The 16259-nt window shown below is 42.0% G+C and carries 16 protein-coding genes; all 16 read right to left on the bottom strand.

Annotated features, from left to right (window positions below; translation table 11 throughout):
* Positions 1-5: 5 nt before the first annotated feature.
* Positions 6-242, bottom strand: coding sequence for a YlzJ-like family protein (locus KVT11_RS04250; protein WP_041090415.1), 237 nt, complete (start codon positions 240-242; stop codon positions 6-8).
* A complete protein-coding gene (locus KVT11_RS04245) occupies positions 239-967 on the bottom strand; it encodes a ClpP family protease (protein WP_008344713.1) in 729 nt (242 codons plus the stop codon). Before KVT11_RS04245 ends, KVT11_RS04250 begins: the two co-directional genes overlap by 4 nt.
* A gap of 121 nt (positions 968-1088) precedes the next feature.
* On the bottom strand, positions 1089-2756 hold the full coding sequence (gene rnjB / locus KVT11_RS04240; RefSeq protein WP_008344715.1) for a ribonuclease J2: 1668 nt from the start codon (positions 2754-2756) through the stop codon (positions 1089-1091).
* 171 nt (positions 2757-2927) lie between these two features.
* Positions 2928-3794: a 4-hydroxy-tetrahydrodipicolinate synthase gene (gene dapA / locus KVT11_RS04235; protein WP_019744174.1), complete on the bottom strand. Its 867-nt coding sequence runs from the start codon at positions 3792-3794 to the stop codon at positions 2928-2930.
* A gap of 30 nt (positions 3795-3824) precedes the next feature.
* Positions 3825-5039, bottom strand: a complete 1215-nt coding sequence (gene dapG / locus KVT11_RS04230) for an aspartate kinase (protein ID WP_025207348.1) — start codon at positions 5037-5039, stop codon at positions 3825-3827.
* 92 nt (positions 5040-5131) lie between these two features.
* Complete coding sequence (gene asd, locus KVT11_RS04225; protein WP_008344721.1) at positions 5132-6151, bottom strand: aspartate-semialdehyde dehydrogenase; 1020 nt, start codon at positions 6149-6151, stop codon at positions 5132-5134.
* A gap of 139 nt (positions 6152-6290) precedes the next feature.
* Positions 6291-6884, bottom strand: a complete 594-nt coding sequence (dpaB, locus tag KVT11_RS04220) for a dipicolinate synthase subunit B (protein ID WP_017367267.1) — start codon at positions 6882-6884, stop codon at positions 6291-6293.
* Positions 6881-7783 carry a dipicolinic acid synthetase subunit A gene (gene dpaA / locus KVT11_RS04215; protein WP_017359065.1) on the bottom strand — a complete coding sequence of 301 codons (903 nt, stop codon included), beginning with the start codon at positions 7781-7783 and terminating at the stop codon, positions 6881-6883. The genes dpaB and dpaA overlap by 4 nt, the downstream gene beginning before the upstream one ends.
* 123 nt (positions 7784-7906) lie before the next feature.
* Positions 7907-8179, bottom strand: coding sequence for a YlmC/YmxH family sporulation protein (locus tag KVT11_RS04210; RefSeq protein WP_008344726.1), 273 nt, complete (start codon positions 8177-8179; stop codon positions 7907-7909).
* A 62-nt stretch (positions 8180-8241) separates the two neighbouring features.
* Positions 8242-9168, bottom strand: a complete 927-nt coding sequence (locus KVT11_RS04205) for an aminoglycoside phosphotransferase family protein (RefSeq protein ID WP_025207347.1) — start codon at positions 9166-9168, stop codon at positions 8242-8244.
* 73 nt (positions 9169-9241) lie between these two features.
* Entirely contained in the window at positions 9242-10471 is a 1230-nt protein-coding gene (locus KVT11_RS04200; RefSeq protein WP_017359067.1) for a M16 family metallopeptidase, read from the bottom strand.
* A 33-nt stretch (positions 10472-10504) separates the two neighbouring features.
* Positions 10505-11458, bottom strand: a complete 954-nt coding sequence (locus KVT11_RS04195) for a polysaccharide deacetylase family protein (RefSeq protein WP_017359068.1) — start codon at positions 11456-11458, stop codon at positions 10505-10507.
* A 125-nt stretch (positions 11459-11583) separates the two neighbouring features.
* Positions 11584-13701 carry a polyribonucleotide nucleotidyltransferase gene (pnp, locus tag KVT11_RS04190; RefSeq protein ID WP_007499522.1) on the bottom strand — a complete coding sequence of 706 codons (2118 nt, stop codon included), beginning with the start codon at positions 13699-13701 and terminating at the stop codon, positions 11584-11586.
* Between the two features lie 183 nt (positions 13702-13884).
* The gene (gene rpsO, locus KVT11_RS04185) at positions 13885-14154 is read right to left on the bottom strand and encodes a 30S ribosomal protein S15 (RefSeq protein ID WP_008354438.1); all 270 of its coding nucleotides are present in this window, start codon (positions 14152-14154) and stop codon (positions 13885-13887) included.
* A gap of 155 nt (positions 14155-14309) precedes the next feature.
* Positions 14310-15260, bottom strand: a complete 951-nt coding sequence (ribF, locus tag KVT11_RS04180) for a bifunctional riboflavin kinase/FAD synthetase (protein WP_017359069.1) — start codon at positions 15258-15260, stop codon at positions 14310-14312.
* A gap of 18 nt (positions 15261-15278) precedes the next feature.
* Positions 15279-16208 (bottom strand): tRNA pseudouridine(55) synthase TruB, encoded by a 930-nt coding sequence (truB, locus tag KVT11_RS04175; RefSeq protein ID WP_008344736.1) that lies wholly within the window; start codon positions 16206-16208, stop codon positions 15279-15281.
* Positions 16209-16259: the final 51 nt, after the last annotated feature.

Here is a 16259-nt window from a genome sequence, read left to right as displayed (position 1 = left end):
TAGAATCATTCATATGAGTCGGTTTGATTGGTGCCTAAATGTAACTTCAATCGCTTACCTGGTGCAAGCTCTTGATTCAAAAAGTCCATTGGATTGGTACTCATTACTTGAACGATTTCCGCTTCATCTTCTTTCATTTCAACCATCACTGGCACGCCCTGAATGTATACCTGCTGGAGTTTGCGCTCTCCTTGTTCCTCAGCGTAAATGGCTTCATAAGGCATAGTTGTATATAAAATCATTGGATCAGCCCCTCGTTTTGTGCAGCCCGTTCGCCAATAAGCTCGTTCAGCTTTTTAATCGCTTGTCCAACGCCGCCGACTTCATGCATCAGTCCGTATTCAGCCGCCTCATGACCAACGACATTTGTCCCGATGTCTCTTGTTAAATTGCCTTTAGAGAACATAAGCTCTTTAAATTTCTCTTCTGTAATGTTTGAGTGACTCGTGACAAAATTAATGACCCTTTCCTGCATTTTATCTAAGTATTCAAAGGTTTGCGGAACACCAATGACTAGACCGGTTAAGCGTACAGGGTGAATGGTCATCGTTGCTGTTTCGGCAATGTATGAATAATCACACGATACGGCGATTGGGACCCCAATAGAGTGGCCGCCGCCAAGCACAATGGATACAGTCGGTTTGGATAAAGAAGCGAGCATTTCCGCAATGGCTAGTCCTGCTTCTACATCGCCGCCGACTGTATTTAAAATAATTAGAAGTCCTTCAATTTTTGGGTTTTGTTCAACTGCTACGATTTGTGGAATGACATGTTCGTATTTGGTTGTTTTATTTTGTGGCGGCAGCTGCATGTGCCCTTCAATTTGTCCAATAATGGTGAGGCAATGTATGTTTGTATCTTGTGACAACTGCGGGACGGCTGTTTCACCAAGCTGTTGTATTTTGCTCATAATGCTATCTTTTTCTTCTGGTTTTCGCTCAGGCTGCTGTTCATTCTGTTCGTCCATTTGTCTCCATCCTTTCCTAAAAACTCTCCTCCTATTATGAACAAGATCGTCACATTCCATCCGCATTCATCATGTCACATCAAAAAAGCCCAAAGAGCTTGTGCTCCTTGGGCTTTTCTCATCACACTTCCATAATAATTGGAATGATCATTGGCTTACGTTTAGTTTTTTCATATAGGAATTGATTTAGTACATCGCGCATGGATTGTTTCAGTGTTGACCATTCAACAATTGAGTTTTCCGTTTGCTCTTTCACAATCCCTTTGACCATTTCTGTTGCTTTCACAATCAGCTCTTCGGATTCTCTTACATAAACAAATCCTCTTGTGATGATCTCAGGTCCAGAAATTAATTGTTTCTTTTGTTTATCGAGTGTAATGACTACAATTAAGATGCCATCTTGAGACAATAGGCGTCTATCACGTAAGACAATATTCCCGATGTCACCAACGCCAAGACCGTCGATCAAAATGTTCCCTTGGTGTACTTTTTCACCGATTTTGACGTTTTGACCTCTAAATTCCACAACATCCCCTTTATCAATTAAGAAAATGTCGCTTCGTTTCATGCCCACTTCTTCAGCAATACGAGAATGTGCTTTTTGCATGCGATATTCCCCATTTACAGGAATTAAATACTTCGGCTTCAGTAAGTTCAGCATGAGCTTTAACTCTTCTTGACAGCCATGTCCAGATACATGCACTCGTTTTTGAGCAAAAATCACTTGTGCTCCGCTTCTTGTAAGGAAATCCACCGTTTTTGAATAGGTGAGTTCTTGTCCCGGAAGAGGTGTAGACGCAATCACAACCGTGTCATCTTTTTCAATATGAAGCTGTTTGTGATTTTGTTTCGCCATTTTTGTTAAAGCAGCGAGAGGCTCACCGTGGCTTCCTGCTGTGAGAATGACCACACTGTTTTTCGCCATTTTTTTCACTTCTTGGACTGGAACAAATAATTCTTCGTCTGCTGTCACATAACCAAGTTTGATCGCAAGCTGAAGCGTTGTCATCATATTTTTTCCTGCTACTGCAAGCTTACGGCCATTTTGGTTTGTGGCATTAATGATTTGCTGTACACGGTTAATATTTGATGAAGATACAGCGACAATCACACGATTTTCAGCATTGTACATCGCATTTGAGATTTCGTCTTGGACGAGCGCCTCAGAAGGTGTATAGCCTGGTTTTTCAGCATTTGCACTGTCTGAAAGAAGTGCTAAAACGCCATTGTTTCCAATTTTCGCAATCTCTCCGATGTCACAGGCTTGGTTAAGCGCTGGGGTTTGATCAAATTTAAAATCACCTGTGCATACGATTGAACCAAGAGATGTTTTGAAGCTGATTCCGACTGAATCAGGAATACTGTGATTCGTTCTAAAGAACGATACCTTTGTTGTTTCAAATGTAATGACTGACTTTGCATGAACCTCGCGCAAATCAGCTTTTTGATTGAAGCCGTATTGCTTTAACTTTTCTCGAAGTAACGCAAGGGTCAGCTTCGTGCCGTAAACTGGTACAGACAATTTGCTTAAGCAATGGAATACGCCTCCGATTGCTTCATCATGTCCGTGGGTAAGAAAAATTGCTTTCACCCGATCAGCTCGTTCTGTTAAATAAGAGATATCAGGAATGACCACGTCAATGCCTAGCATTTCGTTTTCTGGATGCATGAGTCCTGCATCTACAACATATATGTCGGAATCAATCTCAATGACATATAAGTTTTTCCCGATTTCTCCAACGCCTCCCAGTGCAATAATTCTTACGTTCTCTGTATTTTTCTTTTTCAAAATTCTTATCCTCCTAGTCTCAAGCCCGTCCATCATCGCTTAATGCTATTATAACTGAATCTAATTTTAGAAAACAAGATGAAGTCACATTTTAAGAAAGTGTTTATGTATAAAAAACGGTCATACCCAGGGACATCTGAGAATGACCGCTTACGAATTTTTTTGTTTTGATCAGCTGTTTAATACGCTGCTTAAATTCAGTCTTTCTTCTTCTGATAAAGGTAAAAGCGGGAGTCGAACGGATCCGACATCTAATCCTTTCAGCTGAAGAGCTGTTTTGACAGGCGTTGGATTTGGCGCTGAGAAAAGCTGGTTCATGATCGGCACCAGCTTTTGATGAATCAATGCCGCATTCGCTGTTTGTCCTGAAGCGTAGCTTTTTAGCATTTGCTGCATATCAAGGCCTACGATATGAGAAGCCACAGAGACAACTCCTCTTGCACCAATCGCAACCGCAGGAAGCGTTAGGCTGTCGTCACCAGAGTAAACGTCAAAATCTTCTGGTGTCTCTGCAATGATTTTTGTCATGGCATCTAGATCACCGCTTGCTTCTTTGATTGCGACAATGTTCGGTATTTGCGCAAGCTTAATCGTTGTTTCTGGTGCTAATGAAGCAACCGTTCTTCCTGGTACATTGTAAAGCATGACAGGAAGAGATGTAGACTCGGCAATTGCTTTAAAGTGTGCATACATGCCTTCCTGTGATGGCTTGTTGTAGTAAGGTACGACAAGCATCACTGCATCAACGCCCGCTTCTTCTGCTTTTTTCGTTAGTTTAATAGACGCATTTGTGTTATTACTGCCTGTTCCTGCAATGATTTTACAACGACCATTTGCTAATTTCACCGATTGCTGAAAAAGAGCGACTTTTTCTTCAGTCGATAAAGTTGGCGATTCGCCTGTTGTCCCTGCAACGACTAAAGAGTCACTGCCGTTTTTTAACAAGTAATCAATGAGAATTGATAGCTTTTGGAAATCAATGTTGCCCTTTTTATCAAAAGGTGTAATCATAGCTGTTGCGATATTTCCGAAATTCATTTTTTTCACCTCATCATGATTCAATCACATTTATCTTGAAAGTTCAAACACTTCATGAAGGGCATTGACAGCCGCTCTCATGTTTTCTTCGTTCACTAACACCCAAATCGTCGTATGACTGTCAGCGGACTGTAAGATCGGAATATTTTGCTCAGATAGTGCAGATACAATTTTAGATGTGACACCTGGTACACCCATAATGCCTGCTCCAACAGCTGATACCTTTGCACAGTTTGTCGTGACAATCGGCGTATAGCCCAGATCTTTTAGGATCGCCGTTGCTTTTTCAGTCATTGCACCTGTCACCGTATAGACGATTTCGCTCGGTGTAATGTTGAAGAAATCGACACTGATTTGGGCATTTGCCATTGCTTTAAAGACTTCTGTTTGTACGCTGTACTGTCCCTCTTTAGCTGGGACTTTGATTTGTGTGACATCATTGACATGTGCAATACCCGTAATCAGGCGGTCGTACACATCATGACTCATTTTATCTGAGTAGTGTGATGTCACGAGTGTGCCCTCATCATCAGAGTATGTTGAACGGACCCTCATTGGTACTTTTGCTTGCATGGCAATTTCAACAGCTCTCGGGTGAATGACTTTTGCCCCTTGGTATGCGAGGTTACAAATTTCTGTGTATGTCACGACTCTCAGTGGTTTTGCATTTTCTACGATACGGGGATCTGCTGTCATGACCCCTTCTACATCTGTAAAAATATCGATGAAATCTGCCTGCAATGCAGCGCCTAACGCAGCAGCTGACGTATCACTGCCGCCTCGTCCGATTGTTGTCACGTCTCCATTTTTTGCAGCGCCTTGGAATCCAGCTACGACAACCACATCATGCTCTGAAAGTGCCGCCTCAAGACGTTCACACTTCATGTCAATAATTTTCGCATTTGTATGTTCTTTATCCGTCACAAAGCCTGCCTGTGATCCAGTCATCGCAACAGCCTTTAGCCCGTTTTCATTCAGCATACTTGAAAAAACAACAGCTGAAATATTTTCTCCGCAAGACACGAGTAAATCTTTTTCTCGGTTTGTCATATGCTGCGCACTGCCGTAAAGCAGACCTAGCAGTGTATCTGTAGCATAAGGATCGCCTTTTCGTCCCATCGCAGACACGACAACGACCGATTTATAGCCTTTCTCTTTTGCAGATAAGATATGTGCAAGTGCCCTTTTTCTCCCTTGATCATCTTTGACAGATGTACCGCCAAATTTTTGGACAATTATTTTCACTGTTTTCACTCCAAGTTCATTCTGACGTAACAGAAGAGAGCAGGCGAAAGATGCCTAACTCTCTTCTATTCGTCCTCATCATCCATTGAATGTTAAACTAATTTTAATGCTCGTAAGCTTTCTGCAATTTGAACGGAGTTCCATGCAGCGCCTTTTAGCAGGTTATCAGATACAATCCACATATGGAAGCCATTTGGACGATCCAAATCCTTCCGAATGCGGCCGACAAATACGTCGTTTTTACCAACAGCATCTGCAGGCATTGGATAAATTTGCTGAGACGGATCATCTTGTAATGTGATGCCTGGTGCATCTTTTAGGATAGACTTGATGTCATCAACCGTTGCGTCATTTGATTTAAGTTCAACGTAAACCGATTCTGAATGACCCGTTTCAATTGGCAGTCTCACACATGTTGCCGCTACTTCTAGCTCTGGCAAATGCATGATTTTTTTCGTTTCATTGATCATTTTCATTTCTTCAAATGTATAGCCATTATCTTGGAATTTATCAATTTGCGGAATCGCATTAAAGGCAATTTGATAAGGCATGACTTCTGGTTTCACATCTTCTTTATTTAAAATGGCTTGCGACTGGCTGTACAGTTCGTCTATGGCTTCATGTCCTGCACCTGATACTGCTTGGTAAGTAGACACAATGACTTTTTTCATGCCATACGCTTGACGAAGCGGTTCTAGCGCCGCCACCATTTGAATCGTTGAACAGTTAGGGTTTGCAATGATCCCTTGATGGTCATGCAAATCTTTTTCGTTTACCTCTGGTACGACAAGAGGGGTATTTTCGTCCATACGAAAAGCACTTGTATTATCGACAACAATTGCACCTCGTTTGACTGCTTCAGGAGCTAGCGCTTTGGAAACATTTCCTCCCGCACTGAATAGTGCAATATTGACCCCTTCAAAGCTTTCAGGTGTTGCTTCTTGAACGGTATACTCTTGACCTCTGAATGTCACTTTTGTTCCAGCAGAACGTTTTGAGGATAGTAGGGTAAGTGTATCCATTTCAAAATCTCTGTCAGCTAGTGTTTTTAACATTTGTTGACCGACAGCTCCAGTCGCTCCAACTACAGCTACATGCAATCCTCTTCCCATCAGTAAAACTCCTTCCGACCCATCCATGATTCTTTTCTTTCGGATGGCCATCCTATGACTTTTTACATTTTATTTTACCATAGAAAAGCAAGGCTTGAAGTACCTTTTTTGAATCTTTCATGATTTTCTAGTGAATCTATTATTCGTTTGATCCAATTAAAATGGGCTGAATTTGTCTATGCTCGAGCGCCTCTTCTACTGTTTTCGTCAGTAGATCCATATGCGCTACCATGGAAGTCGGTTTTTTGAATGGATCATCTTGGCCGAATGGAATAAAGAAAATGTTCTTTGTCGACATGAGTCTCATGAGATTTGTACCATTTAAACCTAATGCATCATTGGTGGAAATGCCTAAAACGACAGGGCGATGATTACGAATGGTCGCCTTAGCAGCCATTAAGACTGGACTGTCTGTTAGTGCATTTGCAAATTTCGCCATTGAATTGCCTGTTAAAGGTGCAATGACCATACAATCAAGTGGAAGTTTTGGTCCAAGCGGCTCTGCTTTGACGATTGAGTCAATCGCTTGAAATCCTGTCAGCTTCTCAATCCGCTCAATCCAGTCCGCTCCTTCTCCGAATCTCGTATTCGTATTTTGCACTGTATATGACACGACAGGACGCACTTCTGCCCCTTCTTTCACGAGTGATTCGATTTGCGGAAAAACAGCTTCGTACGTGCAGTGAGAACCTGTTAAACCAAAGCCAATTCTTTTCCCTTTTAGTGTAGTCATGATTCCATCCCCCTTTTTTCCTCCGCAAGTTCACATAAGAGACCAGAAAGCACTTTTGCAATGATCTGTCCGGCTGTCTTTGGTGCCACAATCCCTGGAAGTCCTGGTGCAAGAAGTGCCTTCACTCCATGCTTTTGTGCAAAGTCAAAGTCTGTTCCACCTGGGCGGGAGGCGATATCCAAAATGAGTGTCTTTGGTGTCATGCTGACGATGACAGATGAATCTAATACTAAGCTTGGAATCGTATTAATGATGATGTCGACATCCGTAACTTCATCTTTTAAACGGTCCATTGAAAATGGATCAAGTCCCATCTCAAAGGCTCGCGCTAAATGGGCTGTATCCGCAGCACCAACTTTCACTTCCGCACCTAGCGCCCGAAAAGTGCGGGCAATGGTGAGCCCTGTTCGACCAAGTCCGAGAACAGCGACATGTGACCCATGAATCGTATAGTCCGTTTGCTGAATAGCCATCATAATAATCCCTTCAACTGTTGGAATAGAGTTATATATGGCAATATCATCTCGCTCAAACAGCTTCACAAGCTTCCGGTTCACCTGCTTTGCCATATTGTCTAAGTACATATTAGAAATACCTGAGTACAAGGTACAATGTGCAGGGGTTCTTTCTAAATATTTAGCTTCTAGCACGACCTTCTCATTTGAAAAAACGGTGGCAACGACCCCTTCGTCTGTAGCACCTGATACCGGAAGGATCATACTATCCACTTGTTCAAATGGAAGCTCTGACATTTTCAGCTTTTCAGCACCAATAAATCCATGATCCAGCTGATCAAATCCGACCAAAAACACTTTGGCATGCTGCTGTGACAGCTTGCGAATGATTTCAAGCTGCCTAGCATCTCCCCCGATCACCGCAACCGTTAAACCGCTCAACATACTGACCGTTCACCTTCTTTATTTAAAAAAGTCTGTAATATTTTCCGAATCTCCCTTTCAGCATATGAGGAGAGGATTCAGCCTGTGAACAAATCGGGGAGAGAAAAGAAAAAGAGCACCCTTTTATGATGGGTGCTCTTTTTCTCCGTGCGGCTGAAGTTCTTCAGGCACATCGAGAATGATCATATCTGATCCTATTTTTTGAATGTGATTCCACGGAACGCGGATGTCATTTCCTTGTTTTCGAAAGCCAAACCATTTGACGGAAGGTATGATGAGTGCTGTAATTTGACCGTCCTGTTCATTTATTTCAAGGTCGGTTTGTCCAAGCACGCCAAGCCGCTCCGCTCTTTTAATATCGACGATCTCTTTTCCTGACAGCTCACTCAGCCTCAAAATCGCATCACTCCCCTTCCATATCATATATGCAGCACGGAGGGTGAATAGACCGTCCCGTTCTACACGCACGAATCAAGCCAATCTGTATACCAAACTGGCGTCAGTTGAGTAAAACGCTTATGGTCTGTCAGCATTCTCTCCACTCGATTCACCATGTCTTTTACATGCCCCGGGTCATAGGATAACGTCCAAACAATAGAAGAAAAACAGCTCATGGCTGTATAGATGGAAAAAAGAAGCCAAAAATCATGTGTTGTCTGCGTACTTAAATAGGCATCCAATTGCCCGGCTGAAAATGGAATGCTGCTTTCTCGACTGAATAAAGACAGTTTATAAAAGTCATGAATCGGATCACCCCAGTCGGATTGATCAAAGTCGATCACACCCGCATATTGATGACGTTGTATGATGATATTCCCTACATGAAAATCATCGTGCTGGAACTGGTTTGGTCTCTCTTTAACTACATCAGCATGTGACTGAATAAAATCTAATACGAATTGATCATGGGAAAAGGCAACTCCACTTGATTGATAGGCATATACATACCGTTCATGTTTCGCTAATACCTTCTTATCCCAAGGGGCTGCATAAAAAGGGGCATCGCATGTATGCATGATACTCAAGTCTCTGCCTGCCCGCCTTCCGATTTCATACTGCTCTTCTTCTGTGAGCAGATGAATGGATGCTCTAGCAATCTCTCCTTCGATAAATGGAAAAATACGAAAGGTACAGTTTTGTTCAGCACTCACTCCGACCTCCATCACTTCAGAACAAATAACGCCTCGATTTTTTAACTTCTGCTGAATGGACGCTTTCTTTTTCAAACTGGAATATTTCTGAATGTCTGATAGCTTGAGTACTAGCTTTTCACTAGGCGTTATGACCAAAAAGGTGCGGTCTCCCGAAAATCCAGATGTCATCGGCTGGAAAGAGATGGCTTGTTTAAGAAGCGGAGATAGCTGTTTCAGTTTTTCGTGTTTCATGAACGCAGGGCCCCTTTCTTCTTGGTATACAATAAACGGCAGACCTCTTGAGAAGTCTGCCGTGTTGTTTACATTATGATGGCTGATCACCCGTTGGACTAATAAGCGAGAGCGCATAATCTTCTGTAAAGATTCTTTTCGATAAATTATTCACGCCGTCTAATGAGACGCGATTGATTTCATCAATAATTTCATCAAGCGTACGATGTTTGCCAAGGAGTAATTCATTTTTACCATTTCGGCTCATCTTGCTGTTTGTGCTTTCAAGACTGAGCATGAGGTTGCCTTTCATTTGCTCCTTAGAGTTTTCAAGTTCTTTCTGCGTAATTCCCTCACGTTTTAAGACGTCTAATGTTTGTAAGATGGTTTCAGATAGCAGGTTCAGCTGCTTCGCTCCAGTTCCACCATAGATCGTCAGCATTCCGTTATCTGCAAATGAACTATGATAGCTGAATACAGAATACGCAAGTCCTTTATCTTCTCTTACGTCTTGGAACAACCGGCTGCTCATGCTACCGCCTAGAACATTATTTAAGACGATTAAGTCATAGATGCCCTGATCTCCAGCAGGAAGTCCGTTAAAGCCCATGCAAAGGTGCGCCTGTTCTGTTTCCTTTTTGCGTGTCAGTTTGTCATAGTGGAATTGCGGGGCTTCGACAGGCTGCTTTTTCCCCTTTCCTTCATACGAGCCAAATAATGTTTCTACCTCACGAATGAAAGTGTCATCGACGTTCCCTGCAACAGAGATGACGACGCGATCCGGCGTATAGAATTCATCCATATATTTTCGAAGGGAATCACCGTTAAAAGTAGAGAGTGTTTCCTCTGTCCCTAAAATCGGATAACCTAATGAATGATCACCGTAAATGGCTTTGCTTAACAAATCATGAACGATGTCATCAGGAGTATCTTCATACATTTTAATTTCTTCATAGACCACATTTTTTTCTTTCTTCAGTTCTTCTTCGTCAAAAGCAGAGTTGAAAAACATGTCACTCAATACATCGAGGGCATACCCAGCATGTGAATCAAGTACCTTTGCATAATAGCAAGTATATTCTTTTGACGTAAAGGCATTCACTTGACCACCAATGCGGTCAAAGGATTCTGCGATATCACGTGCAGATCTCGTCCTTGTTCCTTTAAAGAACATATGCTCTAAAAAGTGTGAGATCCCATTTACTTCTGGTGTCTCATGTCTAGAACCTGTTCCAATCCAGACGCCAATTGCGACAGACCTTACAGTGGGATTGTTTTCAAGTACAATTCTTACTCCGTTTTGGCATGTATACGTTTTGACCAAGTTTTGCTCCTCCTATTCAACAAACAGATCGCATCACGGATGTCTTTTTTCACTTAGAAGGTCAGAAACCGTTCCTAATTCATATCCTCTTTCTTTGATTTGAGTGATAAGTGCGTCAAGACTTCTCGCTGTTGCGTCTGTTGGATGCATTAATATCATCGCCCCATTGTGAATTTTCCCAAGCACTCGTTTTTGTAATACAGCTGGTGATGGTTTTTGCCAGTCGATCGTGTCTACTGTCCACATAATGGTTTCCATTCCTTCTTGTTTCGCAAGCTTTACTGTTTCTTCTTTAAAGCTGCCGCTTGGAGGCGCAAACCATATCGGTTTTTTCCCAAGGGATTCTTCAATTTGGCGATTTGTTTTAATCATCTGCTCTAATGCTCGTTCTCTTGTCAGTGTGCGCATATCCGGGTGATTGTATGAATGATTTCCAATTTCATGACCATCTGCCACGATTTTTTTAGCAAGGTCTGGACTGTTTTTCACCCATTTGCCTTCTAAGAAAAAGGTTGCCTTCACTTGATGCTTTTCTAGTGTATTCAACATCTTTGTTAAATGCTCGTCGCCCCAAGCTACATTGATCAGGAATGCATTCATCTTTTTGTCTGGATGTCCCTTATAGATAGGTTCAGCACCAAGTTCATGTAAATGGACAGAGGGTTTTGTTTCTTTAAAAACAAGCAGCTTTTCATCGAAAGAGCCCTGTTTTTTCATTTTTTCGTAAGAAGCATCGATATCGACTGTCTGTCCATTTAAACCAGGCATCTTTTTCCACACTTTATCAATCTTAGCATTTTGCGGCTTCTCTTCATAGTCAGAAGACTTCGATTCGATCTCTTGATACAGAATATCTTTTGAAACAGATGCTACCTCGGCGTGCTCTTTCATTGAATTCATATATGTAACAGCAGCCGGCTGCTTCATCGTTTGATATGACACGAGCAGTAAAAATACAAACACAAAGAATGGTATCGTTTTTTTCAATGGTTGTCCCTCCCCTTTACCACAAATTATGATGGGGAGAAACAAGCTAGAACTATTGTTACGCGCAAGAAAAGAAAGAAGCCTGGCACGGATACCTGGCTTCTAACACATTTTATTTGTTCTCATTAAGACTGCTTTTCTTCTTTTTCCTTTTCTTCACGTAAAACAGCTTTACGAGAAAGGTTTACACGGCCTTGTTTATCGATCTCAGTGACTTTGACGAGTAGTTCGTCACCAATCTTCACGACATCTTCTACTTTGCCAACACGTTCAAGTGCAAGCTCAGAAATATGAACAAGTCCATCTTTGCCGCTGAAGATTTCAAGGAAGGCACCGAATTTTTCAATTCGTTTTACTTTACCTAAGTAAAGTTGGCCAACTTCAACTTCTCTGACAAGATCTTCAATGATTTTCTTCGCTTTTTGGTTCATGTCTTCTTCAGTAGAAGAGATAAAGATTGTACCGTCTTGTTCAATATCAATTTTCACACCGGTATCTTCAATGATTTTATTGATTTGTTTACCGCTTGGTCCAATGACATCGCGAATTTTATCTGGATTGATTGTCATCGTTAAGATTTTTGGTGCATAACGTGACAATTCTCCTCTAGAAGCTGGAATCGTTGACAGCATGCTATCTAAAATTTCCATTCTTCCTTTTTTCGCTTGTTGAAGTGCTTCTTCTAAAATGTCTTTTGATAGACCATCGATTTTGATGTCCATTTGAAGCGCTGTTACACCTTTAGATGTACCTGCTACTTTAAAGTCCATATCTCCAAGTGCATCTTCCATTCCTTGAATGTCTGTCAGCACTGTGTAGTATTCACCAGATTTAACAAGTCCCATTGCAATCCCTGCAACTGGTGCTTTAATTGGAACACCTGCATCCATCATCGCAAGTGTGCTCGCACAAATACTTGCTTGTGAAGTAGAACCGTTTGATTCTAACACCTCAGACACAAGGCGAACCGTATAAGGGAAATCTTTTTCAGATGGAATGACTGGCTCTAATGCACGTTCGCCTAGCGCACCATGTCCAATCTCACGACGGCCTGGACCACGCATTGGGCCGGTCTCACCAACACTGAATTGCGGGAAGTTATAATGGTGCATGAATCGCTTAGACTCTTCAACACCAAGACCATCAAGAATCTGTACATCACCAAGTGCACCTAATGTACAAATACTGAGTGCCTGTGTTTGGCCCCTTGTAAACAATCCTGAACCGTGCGTTCTTGGAAGAAGTCCTACTTCTGAAGAAAGTGGACGGATTTGATCGACACCGCGTCCATCTGGACGTACTTTCTCTTCGGTAATAAGGCGGCGAACTTCGTTTTTCACAAGCTTGTTTAAGACATCCTTCGCTTGTTTAATCGTTGCTTCGTCACGCTCTTCTTCTTCAAATTTTTGAACGACAGCTTTTTTCACAGCACTGATGGCATCTTCACGAGCATGCTTCTCATGTACTTGAATCGCTTTCAGTAGATCCGCTTCAGCAAGTTGTTTTACTTCCTCTGCTAATGCTTGATCGACTTCATATAAAGGAATATCGATTTTTTCTTTACCGACAGCTTTTACAATTTCTTCTTGGAATTCGATTAAGCGTTTGATCTCTTGATGGCCGTACATGATGGCTTCAAGCATTGTTTCTTCTGGTACTTCATCAGCACCAGCTTCTACCATGTTGATTGCATCTTTTGTTCCAGCTACAACAAGGTTGATATCGCTTTGTTCAAGCTGCTCAACATTTGGGTTGATGATGAGCTTTCCATCTACTCGTCCTACTGTCACGCCAGCGATTGGTCCCTCAAATGGAATGTCAGACACACATAAAGCTAAAGATGAGCCAAACATTGCAGCCATTTCAGATGAACAATCTTGATCCACACTCATGACAATACTAATGACTTGTACTTCATTTCTAAATCCGTCTGCAAATAGTGGACGGATCGGTCTGTCAATTAAGCGGCTCGCAAGGATTGCTTTTTCACTTGGGCGGCCTTCTCTTTTAATGAAACCACCAGGAATTTTACCAACTGCATATAATCTTTCTTCGTAGTTTACAGTGAGCGGGAAAAAATCAAGTGGTTTTGGTTCTTTAGAAGCTGTTGCTGAGCTAAGCACAGCCGTATCTCCGTAGCGTACGAGAACCGCTCCGTTTGCTTGCTTTGCAAGCTGGCCAGTTTCAACTGTCAGTTGACGTCCAGCCCAGTCTATGGTGAAGACTTGTTTCTCTTGTCCCATTCTGAGATAAACTCCTCTCTTGTCGTAAAGTTTTTAGGTTATTTCTTATTATGAACAAAATGATTTTCACATATCAATGTGAAAGCTGTATGTAGAAGGGTTTTTGCCATTCTTTCAACATTTTAACCATAAAATATTAGTGATTATACGATAAAAAAGCGGGAATCCTCCCGCTTTTTACGATTATCGACGTAAGCCTAGTTTGTTAATTAACTCACGGTAACGAGTTACGTCTTTATTACGTAGATACGTAAGAAGATTACGACGTCTACCTACCATTTTCAAAAGACCGCGACGTGAGTGGTGATCTTTCTTATGAGTACGTAAATGCTCGTTCAAGTTGTTAATTGATTCTGTTAGGACAGCGATCTGAACTTCTGGAGATCCAGTATCAGATTCGTGTGTTTTGAACTCATTAATTAATTGAGTTTTACGCTCTTGAGTAATAGCCATCCTGTTTCACCTCCAAATCATGTTAGCCCCATCTACCTCGCAACCGTCGGTGAAGTCGGCCTGCCAAGTAAGTGGTTTTAAAGCTACAGGAATTATCATACTAAAAATATGCCGATTTTGCAAATGATAGAGCGGTTTTTCTGCGATTTTTTTGTTTAATGAAGATGATCTTGAAAAAACTGAATCGCTTCTTCTTTATCTTGACTAATTTGAGCCGTTAATTCTTGGATACCGTTAAACTTTTGTTCACTGCGAATCCGCTTGTACCACTGTAATTTAATCGGTTCACCATAAATTTCTTCGTTAAAATCAAAAAGGTTCACTTCAATCGCAGGCTGATCAGGACGTTTTTCGTAAAATGTTGGTTTGTAGCCAACGTTACAAACACCGTCATACACCTTGCCTTTCACTTCCGCTCTCACTGCATATACGCCTGTTGGCGGGATGATGTATTCAGCAGATAAACCAACATTGGCGGTTGGGAAGCCAATCGTGCGTCCTCGTTTATCTCCATGAATCACAATGCCTCGCAGCTGATACGGTTTCCCTAAAAGCTCACTCACATATTCAACGTCTCCATTTTTCAATGCGGAACGTATAAGGGTCGAGCTGACTTTCCGGTCTTGGTTGGAAAGCTTAGGTACAATGGTCGCAGCAATCCGCCCTTTCCCGTATTCATCAAACGTTTCCATTGTGCCTGCGCCAAACCGGCCGAATGTAAAATCGAAACCAGCGACTGCATGCTTCACATTCAGTTCGTCCAAATACTGATCGACAAACTCTTGAGGAGACAGTGCTGCAAAGCTTTCGCTGAATTGCACAATGTATAAGTAGTCAGCACCTAATTGTTCGATAAAATCAATCTTATCCTCAAGCGGTGTGATTAAGTCTTTTGGTTCACGTGCTTTTTGCAGAACATGTGATGGATGTGGATGAAAAGTCATGACAGCTAGAGCTAAACCCTCTTTTTCCGCAATGTTTTTCGCTGCATCAATCACTTTTTGGTGTCCGAGGTGAACACCGTCAAAATACCCTAAAGCCATCACAGACGGGACTTGATCCTTTTGATTCAATGTATGTGGGTGTGAAATATGTATAGTCTTCACGAGATGGTCACCTTTTCTTTAAGATTGCTTGTCCTGTGATAAAATCTTCGCCGGCTTCATCAGGTTCTGTTTGGTCGGGTGCTTCATATAAATCGCCATACAACGGCCTGAAGGAGCAAAGACAGCGACACGATCTTCCTCTGCAAAATGAGCAAATTCATCAGGCATAGGTAGGACTGCACCGTTTTCCACTTTACTTGCTAATGTATCATTTATCTCCCATTTCGGCAAATGATTGAGCGCACGCTCGATCGGCACAAGATGTTCCTCAACCGTTCCTTTCTCGCTGATCTCCCGCAACTCATCAAGAGTGATACATTCATCTAACGTAAAGTCACCAGATCCTATGCGAATGAGGTGAGACATGTGGGCTGGAAACCCAAGTTTTTTTCCGATATCGACGGCTAACGTTCTCACATATGTGCCTTTTGAACACAGTACGGTGAATCTAAATGATACCTTACCATTTTCAAATGTGACAGGTGTTGTCCGCTCGATGCGATGAATGGTAATTTCACGGCTTGGACGTTCAATTTCAATGCCTTGCCTTGCATATTCATAGAGCTTTTTTCCGCCAATTTTCACAGCAGAAAACATCGGAGGGATCTGTTCAATGGTTCCTTCAAATTGTTTCAACGCAGCATCAATGTCATCTTCTGACATCGGTACCGGTACCTTTTTTTCTTCTACTACTTCACCTGTTTGGTCTTCTGTCGTTGTAGAAAATCCAATGGTGATTTCCGCATCATACGTTTTCGATTTATCTGTTAAGTACTCCACAATTTTTGTCGCTCGTCCAATACAAATAGGCAGAACACCTGAAACCTCTGGATCGAGTGTCCCTGTATGTCCCACTTTTTTTGTGTGTAAAATCTTTCTCACTTTAAACACACAGTCGTGAGAGGTCATGCCTCTTTCTTTATGTAATAAAAGAACACCGTTTTGCACCTGCGTTCTCTCCTTTCATAAACGATGAAAAAGGACAGACGATCATCGCCT

Source organism: Bacillus sp. GbtcB10, from assembly GCF_019091365.1.
Lineage (GTDB): Bacteria > Bacillota > Bacilli > Bacillales > Bacillaceae > Bacillus > Bacillus altitudinis.
This window is presented reverse-complemented; position numbering and strand designations above follow the sequence as displayed.

Bases quoted from the DNA above. Each gene is read 5' to 3' on its own strand.
- KVT11_RS04250 (WP_041090415.1), bottom strand. From the start codon at position 242: ATGATTTTATATACAACTATGCCTTATGAAGCCATTTACGCTGAGGAA.
- KVT11_RS04245 (WP_008344713.1), bottom strand. From the start codon at position 967: ATGGACGAACAGAATGAACAGCAGCCTGAGCGAAAACCAGAAGAAAAA.
- dapA (WP_019744174.1), bottom strand. From the start codon at position 3,794: ATGAATTTCGGAAATATCGCAACAGCTATGATTACACCTTTTGATAAA.
- asd (WP_008344721.1), bottom strand. From the start codon at position 6,151: ATGGGAAGAGGATTGCATGTAGCTGTAGTTGGAGCGACTGGAGCTGTC.
- dpaB (WP_017367267.1), bottom strand. From the start codon at position 6,884: ATGACTACACTAAAAGGGAAAAGAATTGGCTTTGGTTTAACAGGTTCT.
- dpaA (WP_017359065.1), bottom strand. From the start codon at position 7,783: ATGTTGAGCGGTTTAACGGTTGCGGTGATCGGGGGAGATGCTAGGCAG.
- KVT11_RS04205 (WP_025207347.1), bottom strand. From the start codon at position 9,168: ATGAAACACGAAAAACTGAAACAGCTATCTCCGCTTCTTAAACAAGCC.
- pnp (WP_007499522.1), bottom strand. From the start codon at position 13,701: ATGGGACAAGAGAAACAAGTCTTCACCATAGACTGGGCTGGACGTCAA.
- rpsO (WP_008354438.1), bottom strand. From the start codon at position 14,154: ATGGCTATTACTCAAGAGCGTAAAACTCAATTAATTAATGAGTTCAAA.